This is a genomic window from Williamwhitmania taraxaci (genome assembly GCF_900096565.1).
Taxonomy (GTDB): domain Bacteria; phylum Bacteroidota; class Bacteroidia; order Bacteroidales; family Williamwhitmaniaceae; genus Williamwhitmania; species Williamwhitmania taraxaci.
Window position 1 is genome coordinate 1 of the sequence record NZ_FMYP01000034.1, and the last position, 20864, is coordinate 20864.

At 41.6% G+C, this 20864-nt stretch carries 11 protein-coding genes; 3 read left to right on the plus strand and 8 right to left on the minus strand.

Annotated elements, in window-relative coordinates:
* Nucleotides 1–967: 967 nt before the first annotated feature.
* The 4 genes from BLS65_RS09920 to BLS65_RS09935 form a co-directional block, all read right to left on the minus strand.
* Nucleotides 968–2173 carry an NADP-dependent isocitrate dehydrogenase gene (locus BLS65_RS09920; protein WP_092438498.1) on the minus strand — a complete coding sequence of 402 codons (1206 nt, stop codon included), beginning with the start codon at nucleotides 2171–2173 and terminating at the stop codon, nucleotides 968–970.
* Nucleotides 2174–2238: 65 nt separating this feature from the next.
* Nucleotides 2239–3576, minus strand: a complete 1338-nt coding sequence (locus BLS65_RS09925; RefSeq protein ID WP_092438500.1) for a citrate synthase — start codon at nucleotides 3574–3576, stop codon at nucleotides 2239–2241.
* A gap of 18 nt (nucleotides 3577–3594) precedes the next feature.
* On the minus strand, nucleotides 3595–5868 hold the full coding sequence (locus tag BLS65_RS09930) for an aconitate hydratase (RefSeq protein ID WP_092438502.1): 2274 nt from the start codon (nucleotides 5866–5868) through the stop codon (nucleotides 3595–3597).
* A 279-nt stretch (nucleotides 5869–6147) separates the two neighbouring features.
* A complete protein-coding gene (locus BLS65_RS09935; RefSeq protein WP_092438504.1) occupies nucleotides 6148–8436 on the minus strand; it encodes a PAS domain-containing sensor histidine kinase in 2289 nt (762 codons plus the stop codon).
* Nucleotides 8437–8928: 492 nt separating this feature from the next.
* On the opposite strand from BLS65_RS09935, the gene BLS65_RS09940 reads away from it, so the two are divergent.
* The 3 genes from BLS65_RS09940 to BLS65_RS09950 all read left to right on the plus strand — a co-directional run bounded on the left by BLS65_RS09940 (nucleotide 8929) and on the right by BLS65_RS09950 (nucleotide 13866).
* Complete coding sequence (locus tag BLS65_RS09940; protein ID WP_212590527.1) at nucleotides 8929–11043, plus strand: S9 family peptidase; 2115 nt, start codon at nucleotides 8929–8931, stop codon at nucleotides 11041–11043.
* 233 nt (nucleotides 11044–11276) lie between these two features.
* The gene (glyA, locus tag BLS65_RS09945; RefSeq protein WP_092438508.1) at nucleotides 11277–12557 is read left to right on the plus strand and encodes a serine hydroxymethyltransferase; all 1281 of its coding nucleotides are present in this window, start codon (nucleotides 11277–11279) and stop codon (nucleotides 12555–12557) included.
* Nucleotides 12558–12843: 286 nt separating this feature from the next.
* Complete coding sequence (locus BLS65_RS09950) at nucleotides 12844–13866, plus strand: WG repeat-containing protein (RefSeq protein WP_092438510.1); 1023 nt, start codon at nucleotides 12844–12846, stop codon at nucleotides 13864–13866.
* 321 nt (nucleotides 13867–14187) lie between these two features.
* Here BLS65_RS09950 and BLS65_RS09955 read toward each other — a convergent pair whose 3' ends face one another.
* The 4 genes from BLS65_RS09955 to BLS65_RS09970 form a co-directional block, all read right to left on the minus strand.
* A complete protein-coding gene (locus BLS65_RS09955; protein ID WP_092438512.1) occupies nucleotides 14188–14997 on the minus strand; it encodes a hypothetical protein in 810 nt (269 codons plus the stop codon).
* Between the two features lie 2 nt (nucleotides 14998–14999).
* Nucleotides 15000–15395 (minus strand): ExbD/TolR family protein, encoded by a 396-nt coding sequence (locus BLS65_RS09960; protein WP_092438514.1) that lies wholly within the window; start codon nucleotides 15393–15395, stop codon nucleotides 15000–15002.
* A gap of 11 nt (nucleotides 15396–15406) precedes the next feature.
* On the minus strand, nucleotides 15407–16093 hold the full coding sequence (locus tag BLS65_RS09965; RefSeq protein ID WP_212590528.1) for a MotA/TolQ/ExbB proton channel family protein: 687 nt from the start codon (nucleotides 16091–16093) through the stop codon (nucleotides 15407–15409).
* 144 nt (nucleotides 16094–16237) lie between these two features.
* Nucleotides 16238–20674 carry a translocation/assembly module TamB domain-containing protein gene (locus BLS65_RS09970; protein ID WP_092438516.1) on the minus strand — a complete coding sequence of 1479 codons (4437 nt, stop codon included), beginning with the start codon at nucleotides 20672–20674 and terminating at the stop codon, nucleotides 16238–16240.
* Between the last annotated feature and the right edge of the window lie 190 nt (nucleotides 20675–20864).

Sequence of the window (20864 nt, forward strand, 5' to 3'; positions counted from 1 at the left end):
GGTGGGAGAGTAGGTCGCCGCCGTTCTTCAATCCCGGTCTCGCAAGAGGCCGGGATTTTTTTGTTTATACCCCACCGAAAAAGCGCTCGCTCTCCGCTAACCGGGGCCAAGCCCATTTACCAGCGTGTGCCTCATCAGGAAGCGGATGATCTTGGATGTGTTATGTGCTGATCAAAGGCTGAACCTGCACGACAGTTGGGTATTGATTTTTCCGCTTGCCTGTTGTGGTTGATGTGGCGCAACTACGGAGCGCAAATTGGTAATGCTATTATCGATTCTACCAACGTTTGGCTCCTATGGAGCCGTAGGCATATTGGAGGTATGGTGCGTGAATAAATTCGGCAACCGTAAGCGTTTTCGTGGTTACAACCAGTGCAACTCACATCTTAAGGTTTTTGCTGAACGGTGCCGTAGCCACCACATTATGGTAAAAAAAACTTACCGCTTGCGTCTTTTTGAGCGCCGTAGGTGCGGCACTTTTTTTTAAACGCAGAGGCGATCGTTTCTAATTGAACTACCTCTATTGTCCTGTTCCTTTTGTCCGTTGTCGTTACTGTTGCGCACCTACGGAGCGCAAATATGTCTTGCTGTTTTCGTTTCTACCAACGTATGGCTCCGACGGAGCCGGTGGGATTTGTGAGGTATGGTGAGTAGGTAAAATAATTAACCGGAAGCATTTTTGTGGTTACAACCAGTGCAACTTGCCACTTAAGGTGTTTGCAGAACGGTGCCGTAGGCACCACATTATGGTAAAAAAAACTTACCGCTTGCGTCTTTTTGAGCGCCGTAGGTGCGGCACCTTTTTTATGGATCGAAAGGTTAGATTGTTCCGAATCAGCCTATCTATATTACTCTTGTCTGTTGTGGTAACTGTCGCGCCACTATGGGACGCAGTTGTTTTTGAATCCCTTTTTACACACAAAAGAGCAACAACCTGTCGGTCGTTGCTCTTTTGTCTTAAGTATATTTATCGTTGCAATCGTTTCGATAACTCCTCAATGAATTCCACTGACGAAAGTATTCGTTGTGCTGGTGGATTTGCCAATAGGGCTAGATCTCCGGTCATAAATCCTTCCTCAACTGTTTCAATAAGCACTCTGTCGAGTTTGTCGGCAAAGAGTTGAAGGTTGGCATTAAAATCTAATTCTCCTCTTTTTCGCAGAGCACCTGTCCAAGCAAATATTAGTGCAGTGGGGTTTGTTGATGTCTTTTCTCCTCTTAAGTGTTTATAATAATGCTGCTGAACAGTTCCATGTGCCGCCTCGTACTCAAAATATCCGTTTGGCGAAACTAAAACTGATGTCATCATTGCCAAGGAACCAAAGGCAGAGGCCACAAGATCGCTCATTACATCGCCATCGTAATTCTTACATGCCCAAAGGAATCCACCTTCACTTTTTACGAGTTTGGCCACCATGTCGTCGATAAGGGTGTAGTAATAATGAATATTCTTTTTCTCGAAATCTTGTTGATAATGCTTATCGAATATTCGTTGGAACACTATTTTGAAACGCTGATCGTAGGTTTTTGATATGGTATCCTTTGTGGCAAACCAAACATCTAATTGCTGATCAAGGGCAAATCGAAAGCAACTGTGTGCAAAACTTTGTATGCTTTCTTCTGTATTGTGCATCGCTTGAAGCACTCCTGCACCCTCAAAATCATGGATGGTTATCCGTTTTTCTTTGCCATTAGTTTCGGTAAATACTAATTCTGCTTTTCCTGGATGGCATGCATATGTCTCCACCGATTTGTAGAGGTCTCCGTAGGCATGACGGCCTACAATGATTGGTTTTTTCCAACTTTTTATGGAGGGTTCAATATTTTTTACCAAAATAGGTTTGCGGAATACGGTCCCATCAAGTAGTGCCCTAATGGTGCCATTGGGCGATTTCCATTGTTTTTTTAAGTTGTATTCCTTTACCCTAGCTCCATTTGGCGTAATGGTGGCATTCTTAACACCAACGCCCCACTTTTTTATGGCATTTGCTGCGTCGGTAGTGACTTGGTCGTCGGTTGCATCTCTGTTTTCGATACCAAGGTCATAGTAATCGGTCTTTAAATCAACAAATGGGACGATCAACTTTTCTTTAATGATTGGCCACAATACCCGTGTCATCTCATCTCCATCAATTTCGACCAACGGGTTTGTCATTGTTATTCTTGTTGTCATACTCTAAATTTAATTCGATGAGGTTGGGGACTGACCAACGTCAATCCCCAAAAAAAATATTTAATTTATCGGTTGTGGAGAGGTATATACTCTGTTTTTGGTCCTACTGCTTTATAGGCAGGACGAATGATGCGTTTTGCGCTATTTATCTCCTCTATCCTGTGTGCACTCCAGCCGGCAATACGCGACATTGCAAACAGAGGTGTATAGATGGCAGGTGGCATATCAAGTGAGCAGTTGACGAATCCTGAGTAGAAGTCAACATTAGGAGCAATAACTTTATTGTCGCCTTTGCTCTCGGCAAAAATGCCAGGTCCTATTTTTTCAATCAGTGCATATAATTCAAATTCGTCGAGTTTATTTTTTTCGATTGCTACTTCGCGAGCCTTATTTTTAAGAAGTATAGCTCGTGGGTCGGAAAGGGTATAGACAGCATGTCCTAGCCCATACAGTTTTCCTGAGCCGTCAAAGGCTTTTTTGTCAAGTATTTTATGCAGATATGCACCTACCTCACGCTCACTAGCCCAATCTCTCACGTTATTTTTAATATCATCTACCATCGCCATTACTTTTATGTTGGCACCACCATGAAGTGGGCCTTTGAGTGCTCCAAGAGCGGCGGAGATGGCAGAATAGGTATCTGTAAGGGTGCTGGAGACCACATGGGTGGTAAAAGAAGAGTTGTTTCCTCCTCCATGTTCGGCGTGTAGCACGAGCATTAAATCAAGGATTTCCACCTCCAGCGGTGTATATCTGTTTCCACCTTTGAGCATGTAGAGGAAGTTTTCTGCTGTGCTCAATTCTGGTTTTGGATGTCGTATTACCAGAGCCTTGTTCATATGGTGGTAGCGCATGCCATGGAAGGAATATGCTACAATTGCGGGGAATTTGGCGATAAGGCTAAGACTTTGTTCCAATACATTCTTTGTGGAAACATCGTCCGGATTATCTTCAGTAGTATACAATGCCAGCACCGATCGTGCCAGCATATTCATTACATCCTTGCCCCTGAATGAAAGAATTATATCTTTTGTAAAGTATTGTGGTAGGTATCGTTGTTGAGCCATGTAGGCGGTGAAATCCTCCAACTCTTGGCGGTTTGGAAGTTTTCCATATAAAAGTAGGTATACTGTTTCGTCGTAGCCTTGGCGTTTATCGGATTGAAAGCCATCCACGAGTTTGTCAATCGTAATGCCTCTATACTCCAATCGGCCTTCAACAGGAGTAGTGCCTTTTTCGTTCTTTTCAACACCTATAACCGTTCCAACGTTGGTCAGTCCAACTAAAACACCCGTTTGGTCAGCGTTTCTTAGGCCTCTCTTTACGTCGAACTTAGTATAAAGTTCATTGTCGATGTTGCTGGCATTTTCAGCTAATTTCGTCCATTGTTCAATTTTACTCATGGGTAGTAGTATTTTGGGTTACTTTTTTGGGTTATTATTTCTCTTTATTTGGTTAAGAGCACTTCCTGCCTTAAACCATTCCAGTTGATTTTGATTATAGGTGTGTATTGCTTCGAATTGATCTGTTGTTCTGTTGGCGTGGTGCAAAACAATTGTAAGATTCTTTCCCGGAGAAATGCTAGTAAGTCCTAATACATCAATGCTGTCGTCCTCTAATACCTTATCGTAGTCGTTCTTGTTGGCAAAAGTAAGGCCAAGCATTCCTTGCTTTTTAAGGTTAGTCTCGTGGATTCGCGCAAACGATTTTACTAAAATCACCTTCACTCCTAGGAATCGTGGTTCCATGGCCGCATGCTCGCGAGAGGATCCTTCACCGTAGTTTTCATCACCAATAACTATGGAGCCAAACGCGGCTTTCTTGTATGCCAATGCAGAATCGGGGACTTCGGTATATTGTCCGGTGAGTTGATTCTTAACCTTGTTGGGCAAATCATTAAAGGCGTTGGTGGCGCCAATGAGCATGTTTCGAGAAATGTTCTCAAGGTGGCCTCTGTATTTTAGCCAAGGACCTGCCATTGATATGTGGTCAGTGGTACATTTCCCCTTTGCCTTAATTAGTAATTTTAGACCCGTGTAATCCTTTTGGTTCCATGGTATAAATGGTTCAAGGAGTTGAAGACGCTTCGATGAAGGATCTACAACTACCTGTATGTTACTTCCATCAGCAGCAGGTGCTTGAAACCCATTATCCTTTACAGCAAATCCGGCAGGCGGTAGTTCTATTCCGGTTGGTTCATTAAATTTAATTTGATTCCCATTCTCATTGGTCAGCGTATCTGTGAGTGGGTTAAAGCAGAGATCACCTGCAATGGCGAGTGCTGTCACAATTTCGGGTGAGGCAACAAATGCGTGGGTGTTTGGATTACCATCATTTCTTTTTGCGAAATTCCGATTAAAAGAGGTGATAATGGAATTTTTCTCCCCCTTCTCTGCGTTATGTCGTGACCATTGACCTATGCAAGGCCCGCAAGCATTCGCCAAAACCATACCACCAATGTTTTCGAAGGTGCCAAGAAGCCCATCTCTTTCAATGGTGTATCGCACTAGTTCCGACCCAGGTGTTACGGTAAACTCCGCTTTCACTTTAAATCCTTTATCTAAGGCTTGTTTTGCTATGGAGGCGGCTCTCGTAATATCCTCGTAGGAGGAGTTGGTGCAGGAGCCAATTAGACCTACCTCTAGTTTCGCTGGCCAGTTGTTGTCTTTAACGGCCTGTGCAAATTCGGAAATGGGCCATGCTTTATCTGGGGTGAATGGACCATTGATGTGTGGTTCGAGGGTAGATAGGTCGATTTCTATAAGTTGATCGAAAAATTTCTCTGGATGTGCGTAAACTTCGCTATCACCAGTTAAATGTACCTTGATCTGGTCTGCCATAGCGGCAATTTCGGCGCGATCGGTTCCAACTAAGTATTCCTTCATTTTGTTGTCGTAGCCAAACACCGAGGTAGTGGCACCAATTTCGGCACCCATGTTGCATATTGTTCCCTTTCCTGTTGCCGAAATGGTTTCGGCTCCGTCGCCAAAGTATTCCAGAATGTAGCCGGTGCCTCCCTTTACGGTAAGTATTCCTGCAACTTTTAGAATGACATCTTTTGCTGTAGCCCAACCATTGAGCTTTCCTTTTAACTTTACTCCAATAAGTTGGGGGAATTTAAGTTCCCATGCCATGCTGGCCATTACATCTACGGCATCGGCACCTCCCACGCCAATCGCAATCATTCCTAATCCGCCGGCATTTACGGTATGTGAATCGGTTCCAATCATCATTCCTCCGGGAAAGGCATAGTTTTCGAGCAATACTTGGTGGATAATTCCTGCTCCTGGTTTCCAAAAACCAATGCCGTATTTGTTGCTTACCGATGAAAGGAAATTGTAAACCTCTTCATTTCCTTGAAGGGCAGTAGCAAGATCGGCGATAGCTCCATGCTTTGCTTGTATAAGGTGGTCGCAATGAACCGTCGATGGTACTGCAACACTACTCCGCCCTGCCTGCATGAATTGTAGTAAGGCCATTTGGGCGGTTGCATCCTGCATAGCAACTCTATCGGGAGCGAAATCTACATAGTCTGTACCCTTCTCGTAAGGAGTGGCAGGTATTTCGTCCCATAAATGCGTATATAGTATCTTTTCGGTAAGGGTAAGTGGGCGGTTAAGCAGTTGCCGTGCCTTTGCAATTTTCGAAGGATAATTGCTATAAACCAACTTTATCATTTCAATATCAAAGGCCATAGATCGTTGTTTTTAATACGATTAGTATATCCGATTATTGTTTGTCACGCATTTTTATATAAATATCAAACAACTATACTTGTTTAAAGTTTACTAGTTCAAAGTTTATTTCGCAAGGTTTTGCAATTTTGAAGGAGACGGGATGCTTTGATATACTTATATTACGCAGTGGCTCTAATGGAAACGCACGGCATACTTTGCCGTGCGTTTGCATTGTCTAAATAGTTTATTACAGTCTTAGAATGCAAGGTGATGAAAAATTGTATTCCCTCATGCAAACTACATTGTAGCGAGATCACTTAATGGGGCCGGTATGGTATAGGTGAATTCAGACCCTTGCCCAAAAACACTTTTAGCGGAAATTGTTCCTCCATTTTTTTTCACAAATTCTTGGCAGAGGATTAACCCTAATCCGGATCCTTTCTGTTCGGAACTGACACCTATTTCGCTTGGTTTTACATCTATTCGAAATAGTTTTTGGATGTCCTGTTCAGGAATCCCTTCGCCTGTGTCGGAAACACTTACTTCTACGAAATTTTGAATTTGTTTCACTGATACTCGGACAATCCCGCCGCTAGGGGTGAATTTTAATGCATTGCTGATGAGATTACGCAATACGGTAGAGTCCATTCTCTTGTCGGCGTATACCATAATGTCAGGTGGAATGCTGTTTATTAGGATAATGTGTTTTGATACCGCTTGAATGTTGACAAGTTCGAAGACGTCTTTGCTGTTGTCATACAAGTTGAACTTAGTGGGGAATGAAGTTAGGCGACCAGATTGAAGCAATGCCCACTCCAGTAGTTCATCGAGAAGGGTTACTCCTCCAAGAGCCGCATTGTAAATATCACCAGCAAAGTCTTTTATTCGTTTCAGGGAATAGTGATCGGCATTGTCCTTAAGTAAGGATGAGAACCCTAGAAGCGTATTGAAAGGGTTTTTAAGATCGTGTGCAATTATCGAAAGAAATTTATCCTTCATTTCACTTACCTCGAGGAGTTGTTGCTCTATTTTCTTACGATGCGTAATGTCTCTCGATACTGCCGCAATTCTTATGATGCTGCCATCGCTTCCCATCATTGGTTTCATGCTAGTTTCAATCCATGTTTCCTTATAAATGGAATCGAATTTATACTGCACAATTTCCCTCATACTCTCTTTTCCTAATATTCTACTTATGGCGCCGTCAATTTCGTTTAATGAATTGATTGGAGCGATTAATTCTCTTGGCGATAATCCAATAAGTTTGCTGGATGTGATTCCTAAGATTTGCTTAACAACGGGGGAGATATATTGAATAGTAAGTTCCGGTGTTGGACTGTGCAGGCTGATTATATCATTAATTCCTTCTGCCATAAAGCGGAATCGTTCCTCGTTTTCTTTTAGCGAGCGAAGTGCTTGCTTGCTTGTAGTGGTATCAGTAAGTGTAATGAAGGTTGAACTTCCTTTTGTGCTCTCAATTAGCGCAATATTTATCAGGCAATTTCGACGAGTGCCCTCTTTTGTAAAGTAGTATGTGTCGAGATCGGTTACAGACCCTTTCTCAGCCAGTAGGGTGTATATCTTTTCTTTCGTTTTTGACTTCCAAAGGTGAATGGTATCACTAGTTCTTCCGAGTACTTCTTCCTTGGTGAATCCGGTTCTTTTTTCAAAGGAAGGGTTAATTTCCTCAATCTTTCCAGCGGGGTAGGATGCGATAAACATTAGGCTGGCATTGCTACTGAATGCGTTTTGGAACAGTTCCTCGTTTTCGCGCAATTTCTTTTCCGCAGTCTTATGCAAGGATATATCTTGAAACAACCAGACAAGCTCCATGTTCCCATTGGAGTAAGAGAAACTTTGCGCTTTTAGGTTGCACCAAATCTTTCGTTTTCCAACTTGGCGTAATCTCAAATCAATATCGAATATTATCCCTTTTGATTGTTCTTCTATGGCTCTAATGCTTAGGCTTTCATCTCTTTCTATGGAAGGAAACATTGATTCAATGGGATGATTAAGAATTTCCTGTTCTTCGATCCCGGTAATTTTCGAAAGAGTTTTGTTAATCCAAATGATTTTACCGTTCGATTCGATTGCAACTCCTGCGGGTAGCGTTTCCAAAACTTTTCGTTTCCAATACAGTAATTCCAATTGGCTCGATTCCTTTTCTTTGAAATGGCTAATATCTACCTTCGTAGAAACAAAATGGGTAATCTCCCCGTGTTCATTTTTGATGGGGGCTATGGAGTTTTTCTCCCAGTATAGGGATCCGTCCTTACGCTTATTGCATATTTCACCCTCCCAGCGATGTCCGGCAAGCACGGTGGTCCAAAGATCGGCATATAGTGCATCACCATGTATATCGCTTTTTAGAATCGAAGGTTTTTTTCCAATTATGTCTCGATGAGTATATCCGGTTATCGTGGTAAATGCAGGATTTACAGAGTCAATTTTCCCTTCTTTGTCTGTAATAAGTATAGCTTCAGGGCAATCGTTTACTGCCAAGGAAAGCCATTGGTTCTGCATCTTAAGCGCAACAATCTCCGCCTCCAATTTCTCTATTATTTTTATGTTATCTATTGGAGTCATTTTTCTGAATTTGCAAATTTTTTTGAATAGGCATTGAATACTAATTTCCAATTCCAAGCACTAGAGGTAACAGTATTGTGTTTTGTAGAATTTTCCATGCTTGCAGTCATTCTTAGAACGGTAAAAGTAATAGTATGTTCGCTGGAAAACGTTGATATATGTTACTCTTACCGATCATCAGCCTTGCGTTTGGCAAAGGGAGTCGCAATAGTGACTAATGACGTATTGACAATGTTATAGTGAAGGAATTGTCGACAACCACTTTTTGGGCTTGAGTTCATTAGTGAAGTGATGGGCATCTTTATCTGAGGAATCGTTTTTTGACTATAGTTAACCTCTTTAATGAGACTCTGGACCTTATGGATTCTTTGTTTTTAAAAATTTACACAAATAAATGTGCTAAATAGTTGATCGGTGACGTGGTATGTTCTAAATTTGATAGCACAATTTCCTCTTTGGATGGAACGTAATTTGTTTAAAACCGAAATAACTATGAGTATTCGTTTATTTAGACTGTTTTTAGCCACATTGTTTGTTGCTACCATCATCTCGTGTAGTCGAGTAAAACCTCCTATTGCGGAAAAAAAGCCATATGAAATAACTGCCTTTGGCGACACACGAATCGATCCGTATTTCTGGATGCAAGAGCGCGATACACCTGCTGTCTTAGCCAATCTACACGCTGAGAATGCTTATGCCAACTCTGTATTAAAACCAACTGAGGCCCTTCAGGAAAAACTTTTTAATGAGATGAAGGGGCGGATTAAGGAGGAGGATGTGACAGCTCCTTACTTTGATAACGGCTACTTTTACTATACTCGATTCGAGAAAAATCAGGAATACCCAATTTACTGTCGAAAGAAAGGAACCCTGAATACTTCGGAGGAGATACTCTTAAATGTGAATGAACTGGCGGATAAGTATAGTTTCTTTAATGTTGCCGATGTTTCGGTAAGTTCAAACAATAAGATTATTGCCTATGGCGTGGATACCCTTAGCCGACGAAAGTATACAATCTATTTTAAAGACTTGGTTTCTGGGAAGTTGTTGCCCACAAAGATATCGAACACCACAGGTGAAACCGTTTGGGCAAATGATAATAATACCATCTTTTATACGATTAAGGATTCTTCTTTGCGGCCATATAAAGTGTTGAAGCATAAGTTGAGTAACCTAGACGAGACCGAAGATCCAGTTGTCTTTCAGGAAAAGGACTTGACCTTTAGCCTTACATTGGATAAATCGAAAACAAACGATTTCATTTATATCGCTTCTATCTCTACTCTGGCTACTGAATATCAGTATTTAAATGCCAATACCCCGGATGCCTCCTTTAAGATTGTTCAGCCCCGGGAGCGTGGTCTGGAGTATAACGTTACAGACTTTGATGGTAAGTTTTATTTTGTTACGAATTATAATGCCAAAAATTTCAGGTTGATGGCTGCGCCTATTACCATTCCCTCAAAATTAAATTGGAAAGAGGTTATACCCCATCGGGCGGATGTATTACTTGAAGGGTTTGACGTGTATAAAAGTTTCTACACAGTACAAGAGAGAAAGCAGGGTTTAACCAATATTCGAATAGTAGATTGGAAAACCAACACTGAGCATGTAATTGATTTTGGCGAGGAAACCTATACTGCCAGTTTAGATTACAATCCCGATTTTTACGCTACAAAGGTTCGGTTTCGATATACCTCTTTAACCACTCCCGTGTCGGTTTACGATTATGATGTGGCCACCCAAACAAAAATATTGCTCAAGCGACAAGAAGTTCTTGGGGCTGATTTTAATCCGGAAAATTATGAGGCCAAAAGACTATGGGCCAAAGCTTCGGATGGAGTATTAATACCCATAAGCCTTGTTTACAAAAAAGGAATAAAGCTCGATGGCAGTAATCCGAGCCTTATTTATGCTTACGGTTCGTATGGCGCTTCAATGGATCCTTACTTTAGCACAGCACGCTTAAGTCTTTTGGATAGGGGCTTTGTCTATGCAATTGCCCACGTTAGAGGTGGCCAAGAGTTGGGTAGGCAGTGGTATGAGGATGGTAAACTATTGAAGAAGAAGAATACGTTTACCGATTTTATTGCCTGCTCGGAGTTTCTTATCAAAGAGGGGTACACTAGCCCATCTATGCTCTTTGCCCAAGGTGGGAGTGCAGGGGGCTTGCTTATGGGTGCTATAGCCAATATGCGCCCCGATCTTTATAAGGGAATAATTGCCGAAGTTCCATTTGTCGATGTTGTTACTACCATGCTTGATGAGAGTATTCCATTAACCACGGGGGAATTTGACGAGTGGGGTAATCCTAAAATAAAGGAGTACTACGACTATATGAAATCCTACTCACCATACGATAATGTGACTGCCAAAGATTATCCGAACATGCTCGTTACTTCGGGCTACTACGATTCTCAAGTGCAATACTTTGAACCACAGAAGTGGGTTGCTAAGCTTCGAGATATGAAGACTGACGATAATTTACTGCTATTTAAGATTGATATGGAAGCAGGACATGGTGGAGCATCTGGTAGATTTAAATCGTTACATGAAGTAGCTTTGAACTACGCTTTTATGCTCTATCTACTCGAAAAAACCAATTAGATTTATTCCCGATAAGAGAATCAGATGCTGGCTGTTATTGCCGGCATCTGTCTTTTAATACTCCGGTAGTGGAGTTGTTTTAGTTTTTAACTTTTCATCATCTTTTCCTCAATCAGGTTAATAAATTGCGCAAACGATTAAAATAAGATAATAACCTGTTGTAGAAAATCTTTTTATCGGTTCAAACTCAAACCAAAATCCATACTTTTACCACAAATTCATATGTTGAAACCATGAAAAGAGATACTCAAATATTTGATCTTATTGCCAAAGAGCGCGAGCGCCAAATGCACGGTGTTGAGCTTATTGCCTCTGAAAACTTTGTTAGCGATCAGGTGCTTGAAGCTATGGGTTCGGTGCTTACTAATAAATATGCCGAAGGATATCCCGGTGCCCGCTACTATGGTGGATGCCAGATTGTGGATCAAACCGAACAATTGGCTATTGATAGGCTTAAGCTCCTTTTTAATGCAGAGTATGCCAACGTTCAGCCTCACTCCGGTGCTCAGGCAAACATGGCCGTTTTTATGGCTTGCCTTAAACCGGGCGAAACCTTTCTAGGTCTAGACTTGTCGCATGGCGGTCACCTTTCCCACGGCTCTCCAGTTAACATGTCCGGTATTCTTTACAACGCCGTTTCCTACTGCGTAAAGGAAGAGAGCGGCCGTGTGGATTACGATATGATGGAGCGTATGGCCATTGAACATAAGCCAAAGTTGCTCGTGGGTGGTGCTTCAGCATATTCCCGTGAGTGGGACTACAAGCGTATGCGTGCGATTGCCGATAAAGTTGGCGCTATTCTGATGATTGATATGGCACACCCTGCCGGGTTGATTGCTGCAACTCTTCTTGAGAACCCATTAAAGTATGCGCACATTGTAACTTCTACAACCCATAAAACCCTACGCGGACCTCGTGGCGGTATTATTCTTATGGGCAAGGATTTCCCTAATCCATGGAGCTTGACTACGCCTAAGGGGGAGATTAAAATGATGTCACAGATACTAAACAGTTCGGTATTTCCTGGTATTCAGGGTGGACCACTCGAGCACGTAATTGCGGCTAAGGCAGTTTCGTTTGGAGAGGCATTGCTTCCTGAGTATAAGGTATACCAAGCACTCGTTCAGAAGAATGCTGCCGCCATGGCAAAGGCGTTTATGGACAAGGGCTATAAGGTTGTTTCGGGCGGAACCGATAACCACTCAATGCTGATTGATCTGCGCACTAAATTCCCGGATCTTACTGGAAAGAAGGTCGAAAACACCCTCGTGCTTGCTGATATTACTATCAACAAAAACATGGTGCCGTTCGATAGCCGTTCGCCATTCCAAACATCGGGTCTACGTGTGGGTACTCCTGCTATTACCACTCGTGGTTTAAAAGAAGCGCACATGGGTCAAATTGTGGAACTTATTGATACCGTGCTCTGTAATGTCGATAACCAAGCAACAATTGATGCCGTAAGGATGGAGGTAAACAGAATGATGAAGGATTTCCCTCTTTTTGCGTGGTAATCTAAACTTAATATTTTGTGAAAACCGGGATTTGTTTCCCGGTTTTCCTTTTCTGGGCTATTTTACTCGCCCAACTTTGTTTCCTATATTTTGTTATAACTCCCAATGTTAAGGGATGATTCACTTGGTGTGGGTATACTTGCTGAATTGATGGACTTTTATTTAGAGACGTTTGCAAAATGAATTATTATTGGCCTTTAAAAGGGAACCGTAAACAACCAACCGTTTTTTTCGATAATTTAGTGCCATAATGCTAACTTAGAAAGGCAATATACTGCCGAGGCGCATGATACGAAACGCAATTATTTTTCTATTACTCCTGGTAATTCAAGGGGTTGCTGATGCTCAGAGTAATAAGGGGTATGGGTATGACTATTTCAGTGAGTTTGTCAATGGTAGAGCAACTGTTTACTCCGAAGGATTTTGGGGTGTTATTGATGAGAACGGAAACGAAATAGTACCTCCTAAATACCATAAAATATATCCGTTTTATAATGGTCGTGCCAGCGTTCAGGTGAATAGTTTATGGGGCGTGATTTCAGAAGATGGGAAGGAAATCATTTCGCCAATCTATTCTAAAATATACGATTTTGAAAAAGGAAGAGCGCAGGTGTTGGCTCAAGGTAAAGTTGGTATAATAGATACTTCTGGCAAAATTATCGTTCCCCTTATTTATGTGCGGATTGAACCGTTTATGGCAGGTCGTGCGCTTGTATATAAGGATGAACTCTTTGGAATGATTGATAGCACGGGAAAGGAGATTATCCCCGCTAAATATGATAAAATCGGTAATTTTAAGAATGGCTATGCCGAGGTCTTCTTAAACTCAAAAATGGGAATTGTAGATGTATACGGCAAGGAAATTGTTTCTCCTCAATACGATAAAATATCCGATTTTAAAGGAGGTAAGGCGTTGGTTTACATTGAAGGTAGGGTTGGCGTTATTGATGAGGCTGGAAAAGAGTTAGTGCCCTCGGCTTACAACAAAATAGGCGAATATGTTAACGGCAAGGCGGTAATTGTGAAGGGCGGTAAATTTGGTCTACTTTCTCAGGACAATAAGGAGATTATTCCACCTATCTACGATAAAATTGGGAAATTTGAGAACGGCAAGGCTATTATGCACAAGAACGGCCTATGTGGTATAATTGCTGACGATGGGCGAATTGTTGTACCTCTCCGTTATCAGAAAATTAATTTTATTAAGAATGGTCGCGCAAAGGTATTGCTAAACGGACGTTACGGAATAATTGATGATGAAGGAAAGGAAATCATTTCACCTCGAAGGAAGCCAAAGGAGTATAAATAGGAGCGGGATCTATACGTTTCAATGGTATTTGCCGGCTTTTATGCCGGCTTTATTAATTTATTAGAGCGGGATCGTTAATTATTTTGCCTGTTCTCATTTTTATTGGGTTGCCTGCAAATGTGCGAACGGAACCAATAGGATAAATGTGCTGTTCCAGAGTCGATTGCCTTGTAGGTGTAATTATTTGTAGGAAGTGTGGCTGATTTATGGTTTGCGGCTCAGTTGGCCATTAAGAAGGGGCTCCGTTTCTTTGTGTCAAGTAATATATAAAAGGGGGTGCTCCATTAGTCTGAAGCACCCTATTTTTATAGAGTTCTCTCATTATTGAAGTCGGAAGTTATAGGTAATCGTCCCTACTTGATAAGCAGGAGCATCTGATTTTACGTTGAATTTGGCCTTCAGTGCTGCATCCTTTGCAGCCTCAAATAGTTTGTCATCTTGTACCGTTGAGCCTTTGATTGTAGGGTTGGCTTTAACTACATTTCCTTCTCTGTCTACGGTGATTTCTACTACAACTTTTCCCTCCGTTTGGGATGAGTATTTGGGTGTTGGAAGGGTAAGGCTTCCTCTTCCGGCGAGACTGAATGATGGGATATTGCCATTGCCGTTACCTCCACCTATTCGGTTGCCTGATAATGGCGATCCGTTTGGGTCTCCTTGATTTCCCGCTTTTCCAGTTTCACCTTCGCCTTGATCTCCTCCGTCGCTCTTCTTTCCTGGGAAAAGTGCTTTCTGGTTCACCTTTTGCTGAGGTTCTACACTTTTTTGTTCCGTTTTAGTTTTTACCTCAGTTTTTTCTGTTTTCGGTGTTGGCTTTTCGGTGACTGGTTTTTTCTTTTCTTTTTGTTTCTCAATAGCGGGTGCCTCTTCAAAATCTTGGGTCAGGAGATTCTCTTTATCTGCAGCATCAGTGACCTGTGGCATTGAGGAATTTACTTTTACATCAGTAGCTGGTTCCAGCCGACCTTGTCCGTCAAGATCGGTTCCAAAGTTGATGAGGATGCCAGCGTCGCTCGTAGGTGGAATGGTAGCGTTGAGTCCGAGGAATAGCAGAAGCAGTAGCATTGCTACGTGAACGATCACGGCAATTGCAACGGCTCTGATTCTATCAGCTGTAGTTACTTCATTCATATCTATTGTTCAGGGCTTGTGGCCAAAATTAATTTGTAGCGATTATTGCGTGCAATGTTCATTACCTTAACCACCTCTTCAATCGGAACAGTTTTGTCTGCATGGAGAGCAAATGTTGGCTCAGGCTCGTTCACCATTTTCTGCTGAAGCACGACTTCTAAATTCGAAAAGAGAACGGGTGTTGATTCCACGTAGTAGGTCAACTCCTTGGTGATGGAAATGGTTGTTATTGGTTTGCCCTTAACCTGGCTATTGCTGCGTGGAAGTTGCAGCGGCAAGGCATTAGGAGAAACTAGGGTGGATGATATCATGAAAAACAGGAGTACCTGAAATACAATGTCCGACATCGCCGACATGCTAAATCCGCTATCGATCTTGACGCTTCGTTTTAGTGCCATTTGAAAAAGTTTTACTCAACAGGTTCGTTTAATAGATCCATGAACTCAATTGTGTTGTGCTCCATGTTAAACACAACCTTCTCAATTTTAGCAACGAGTATATTGTAGCCAAAGTAGGCTGCTATACCAACAAATAAACCGCCTACCGTTGTAACCATTGCAGTGTAAATACCACCTGAAAGCAATCCCATTTCGAGGTTGCCGCCCGCTTTGGACATCTCATAAAAGGCCTGAATAAGACCAATTACCGTTCCTAGGAACCCGAGCATCGGCGAACCGCCCGCAATGGATGCCAGCGTTGGTAGTCCCGATTCCAACTTGGAGATTTCTAAGTTCCCTACATTCTCGATGGCTGTGTTCACGTCGGATACAGGTCGTCCAATGCGCTCAATTCCCTTAAGAATCATGCGCGAAACGGGAGTGTTTTGAGCGTTGCAGAGTGCTTTTGCTGCATCTATCTTGTCTTCGTGGATATATTCCTTTATTTGGTTCATGAAGTTCACATCAACCTTTTGCGCACGGCGGATGGCCGAAAATCGTTCGCTAAAAATATATACAGCGATTATGGAAAGAATTGCGAGTAATACCATTATCCATCCACCTTTTACGGCGAGGTCCCACAATCCTAGCGATTCGGTGCTTTGCTCTGTGGCTGCTAGGGGCTGCGCTTGTAGTAATAGTAACGAAATATTCATCATAATAAAAATGTTTATAAAGTGATGACCTAACCTTGTGTTGCAACTTGTGGTTGACCGAACTGTTTCGGTTCGAATTGTAAACTTGAATTTTAAAGTAATATTTTAATTCCCCGAAATTACAAAAAAAACGCAACTCTGTCGCTTTTATTTCACATGGACATTGGTTGTATCGGTATTCTTTATCTTGGTAGGTATAATTTCCAGCGGAAGATAACCTTCTCTATTAGTGGTATCGTTTAGTGGTATCGTTTTTTTCTCTTTTTTGCTTGTCCAGGCCCCAATGAGTTTTCGGTAAAGTTCTTTAAAATTGTCGAACTCCTCTCGGTATGAAATTCCAACTCCTTGCGTGTATGGCGAGCGCTCATAAATCAAATTGTCGTTGGCTCTAGTAAAGCCTTTTACGCTCATTTTCGGCGTAATTTTGTATTCAATGTCAAAATCTCCGGCTATGGCATTACTAGCTGTTCGCTTGTTACCTCCCATGTCTACGTTGCCGTTTACCGTTACCCTGTCGTTGAAGAGTTGGGTAGAAATAGCCACTTCCACCTCATTGTTGGTAACTTGGTCGCCGGGTCGGTATTTAAACCCAATATCGAAAGTTTTACTGAGTTGTGATAGCCAGTTGCTAAGTTGGTTGGATAGGAATTCGCTGGCAGTAACGCTCACGCTTGCAGAACCAAAACTTTGGCTCGATTGACCATTTTGGCTCGACATTTCTGCAAAGGCCAAGTCGGGAAAAAAGTTATTAATTACGAGTAGCGATAAGAACTGTTTGCTTATCTTTTCCTCGGTATTTAGCGCATTTCTTACCTTTCCATTGGTTTCAGCATCAAGGTTTGGTATTTCGATGTTGAATTTTATGGTAGGTTGGAGTAATTTCTCGGTCATCAATATTTGGCATTCAACAGGAATTCTTCGCTTGTACTGGGCACTCGTATCGTTTAGTAGTTCACTCAGGGCCGCTTTCAATTTGTAAACTGCCTTAATGTCAATATTCGCATTGGCTGCATCTCCATTCCACCTAAGGGTGCTACCGTTATCGATCTTGAAGTGTTTGTTAATAATATTTTGAAGCGTGAAAAGGTAATCTCCCTCTGAGATGGTGTAATCCCCAAATATTTTGAAAATATTTTGGTTGGGATTAATTTCCATCTTAAGGTTCCCGTTTCCTTTTGCCTTGATAATATCGCCCACCTTTGGATCGATAATGATTTGTGCCTCAGCATTCGTGTTGATCTTCAACTGAATATTAATATCCAACTGCATCTGTTTGTCAATCTCCTCTTGTTTTTTTTCTTCAATTATGATTTCATCCGTTTTGGGCTTTTTAATGATTAGAAAATCGGAGGAGCTTACTTCATTTGCCGTATTAAGGGGAATCATCATGTTAGTGTTCTTTTCTGTCACTGCATTCACGTCGATACTTAACGCATCACCACTTCCGGCAATGGTTGCCGATCCCGTTACATAGGCTGTTCCATAGAAGAGTTCATTCTCCTTCTGCGTAGTTTTTAAGCAAAGGAGATTGTCCGGATACACATTGATCTTGTATTTGATATCCTTAAATTGATTGTGATTGAATGATGCATCGAGGGTGGCAGTGCCTCCCTTTAAATCGCTTAATTCTCCATTTCTTATGGTGGCTTGGCCTTCCTTGATGTCGATTTGGGAGTTTAATAAGAAGTGAGTATTTAAGAAATCAACGGTAAAACCAACGTTGTTTGCATGCAGTTTTCCATTAATGTGCGGTTTTTTGAGTTTTCCGGTTATGTCGATATTCCCAGTGAGATAACCTTCCGCCTTTGAGAGAACACCTTCAAGGAATGGACTAAACCGTTCGAACATTAACGAATTAAGATCGACCTTTAGTTTTAAATAGTCTTCTTTTGGTTTGTAGTAGCCTTCCATTTTAAAGATGGAGGTGTCGTTGCGCTGGGTATTTATGCCCACGTCGAATTGTTCAGATTGGTTGTTCCAAGTACTGTTCACTTGGGTTGTTCCTACAAGTCTATCGTTGATTGTTAGATCTTTAAGGAAGATGTCGGAGATGAAGATGGGATTCTCCACCATATTAGAAATTTGCGCCATACCGGATATTAAACCGTTGAGCTTATACCCGTTTGGTTGGGTGATAAAGTTAATGTTAGAAATATCAATGTTGTTTAATGAAACTCTGATGGAGTCGGATTTACTGCCTGACGATTTCCCCGAAATGTTTACGCTCTGATTTTTATTGAAAAGGTTAAAGTTATTTATCACTATCTTGTTTTTACTTACCATGATATTAGAGGAGCCAATACTCCAGAGTGTGTCGTTTATCGCGAAGGTTGTTGGGGTGAACTTAATCTGCGCTGATATAAGTGTAGAATCACTATGCGGGAAAATCGTCGCTATTCCTGCAATTTGACCTAAATTTTTTCTCTCGCTTTGGTTGTTCCAACTGAAGTCGAATTTTGTAAGGTTATTCCCTGTAATTGCCGAAAATGTAAGTTGATCCATCTCTAATCCACCTGCATTGAACTGGTTTGCGGTAAGGCCAATTTCGAGCAATGAATCGGACGTTTGTGCTATTATCGAAAGTTCCTTCATCTTATTCTCGCCATAGCCTATTTCCGGAAATCGTGCCCGGATATTGACGGTTTGAAGAACAGGATTGTAGATGGAGAAGATCGTAGAGTTGTTTCCAACTAAGAGGGTTGGTATAATATCGGCAAGAAAGTCGCTGCCAGCTTTTTTAACTTTAACCTTAAGGATATAGCTCTGATTGGTGGCATCACTATCTGTGTCGGTTTCCTCAAACGTTGAAGCCGTTGCTAGACCCTCGTCTTTGATGGCCGGGATATATTTCTCCAGCAATTTAGTTAGGGAAATCGTGATGTTTTGATAGCTATATTTTCCTCTCAATTCGGCGTCGGCCATGTCCGATTTAATGAAAAGGCTCCGGCTATATTTGCTGCTTACTGCATTTATATTAATGTTGCCTAACTTATGAATGGCGGTGGAGGAGCGGTAAATTGGGTTAAGTATGCTCAATTCGCCATTTAGGTTGTCAAGGTTATTGCCTGTTATTTTCGATTTGAGTGAAAGGGAGAGTAGCGCGATAGAGTCTTTTTCGTAAAGTTTAAGCTTAAATAAGTCTACGCGAGCAAGAAACAGGGAGAAGTCGAAAACAGGTAGGGTTTGTGAGAAGTCTATTTTTCCTGCAAGAACAAATTTACAGTTTTGATCTTTGCTTTCGATGTTTCCATCGAAGGATTTCTCCGTTGCTTTGCCATTAAAGGTGATCTGATTGTATCTGTAGCCATGAAAGTCGATTCTTTCTACCTCGGCTAAAATATTTCCTTCAATATGGCCTTTCCGATCATAAGACCCATTTGCTTTTACTTTTGCTGATACTTTACCAAGCAGTGAGTCTGCTAAAAGTTTCGCTGCATCCAGATCTCTGAATTGAAAGCTACCATCAAAAACAGTTCGATTATTCTTGGGCTTCATATAAAGATCAGCGCTTACAACACCCGCCTGACTGGATAGGCTTCCAAAAGTTAGGAAATTTTCAAGATATCCGTTAAAGCTCCAGGCTATGTCTATGGGACTATCTTTTTGTAATGTTTCTGCAAACTTAATGGATGTTCCAGGCATTAGATTGTTGAGTATCTGCTCCACTTCCAACGGAGTGGTTTTTAACGACTCTATCTTGCATAGGATAAGCGTACTATCAATGTCGGGCAGTCCTCTCATCATAAAGGAGGTTTCGAGTCGCGTATACTTCTCTGTTCCAACGTGAACCCTCTTGGCATTTAGGTTAGACACTGGGCCCTCAGTCTCTATATCTACGAAAAATAGCCCCTTGATGGATAGGAAAGGGGGCACGAAATAACCAAGTGTTTTTATGTCTAAAACCGATTGCTTAATCTTGACCGACATATTGATGCTATCCACAAAACTGCTGAAGCAGGACATGCGTTCGTAGCTAAACTTTACCTGCGGTAGGTGAAGGGTTGTTCTTCCGGCAATTAGTTGTGATTCATTTAGTTCCATCGATTTTGCCGTTTTTATAAACTTGCCGCTGAGATCGTTTAACTGAAATCCTGATTTTTCGATGAAGTTTAAGCGGTCGATGTTGGCCGTTAGGCTGTCGTTTTCAATTTTGCAGTTGGATACTAACAGGTTTAAATTATCAACTCTCAAGTCGGAGTAGTTCACGCCTTTGGTTTGTATCTCGTTATTTTCTTGCTTGTATTGAAATGCTAGGTTATAAATGGTAAGGTTCTCAACCTTTATTTTCCAGTTTGTACTGTCCGGTGAAGTTGTTGTTGTATCGGTAGATGAAAATTTCTCTGTCAGAAAATCGAAATTTGCGTGGCCTAGCGAATCTGAATAAAGTTTTCCGGTGGTTTCCGAAAGGGAAAGATTACTTATCGTAAGCGTTTGTTTCCCAAAACTGAATCGGGAAATTTTTACTTCGAGTTCCTTTGTAAATAAAAGAGTATCGCCTGTCTGGTCTGCAATAAATACATTTTTGAGGAGAATGCTATTGAACGGGCGAAATTGAACAGCACCAATAGTGATGGATGTGTGCAAGTTATCACTTAGTCGTGCGGCAATAGTTTGGGTCAGAAAAGTTTGAACACGAGCACTATTGAGTATAATAATACCAGCTCCTGCTAGCAGCAGGAATAGAGCGCCAATGGATAACCCTGTTATTTTAAGGAATTTTTTGATAATTTCGCCTCATTAATCTGTTACAAAATAAGCACAAAAATACTAATCC

Coding starts and splice junctions, on each gene's coding strand:
- BLS65_RS09920 (WP_092438498.1), bottom strand. CDS start 2,173: ATGACAACAAGAATAACAATGACAAACCCGTTGGTCGAAATTGATGGA.
- BLS65_RS09925 (WP_092438500.1), bottom strand. CDS start 3,576: ATGAGTAAAATTGAACAATGGACGAAATTAGCTGAAAATGCCAGCAAC.
- BLS65_RS09930 (WP_092438502.1), bottom strand. CDS start 5,868: ATGGCCTTTGATATTGAAATGATAAAGTTGGTTTATAGCAATTATCCT.
- BLS65_RS09935 (WP_092438504.1), bottom strand. CDS start 8,436: ATGACTCCAATAGATAACATAAAAATAATAGAGAAATTGGAGGCGGAG.
- BLS65_RS09940 (WP_212590527.1), top strand. CDS start 8,929: ATGAGTATTCGTTTATTTAGACTGTTTTTAGCCACATTGTTTGTTGCT.
- glyA (WP_092438508.1), top strand. CDS start 11,277: ATGAAAAGAGATACTCAAATATTTGATCTTATTGCCAAAGAGCGCGAG.
- BLS65_RS09950 (WP_092438510.1), top strand. CDS start 12,844: ATGATACGAAACGCAATTATTTTTCTATTACTCCTGGTAATTCAAGGG.
- BLS65_RS09955 (WP_092438512.1), bottom strand. CDS start 14,997: ATGAATGAAGTAACTACAGCTGATAGAATCAGAGCCGTTGCAATTGCC.
- BLS65_RS09960 (WP_092438514.1), bottom strand. CDS start 15,395: ATGGCACTAAAACGAAGCGTCAAGATCGATAGCGGATTTAGCATGTCG.
- BLS65_RS09965 (WP_212590528.1), bottom strand. CDS start 16,093: ATGATGAATATTTCGTTACTATTACTACAAGCGCAGCCCCTAGCAGCC.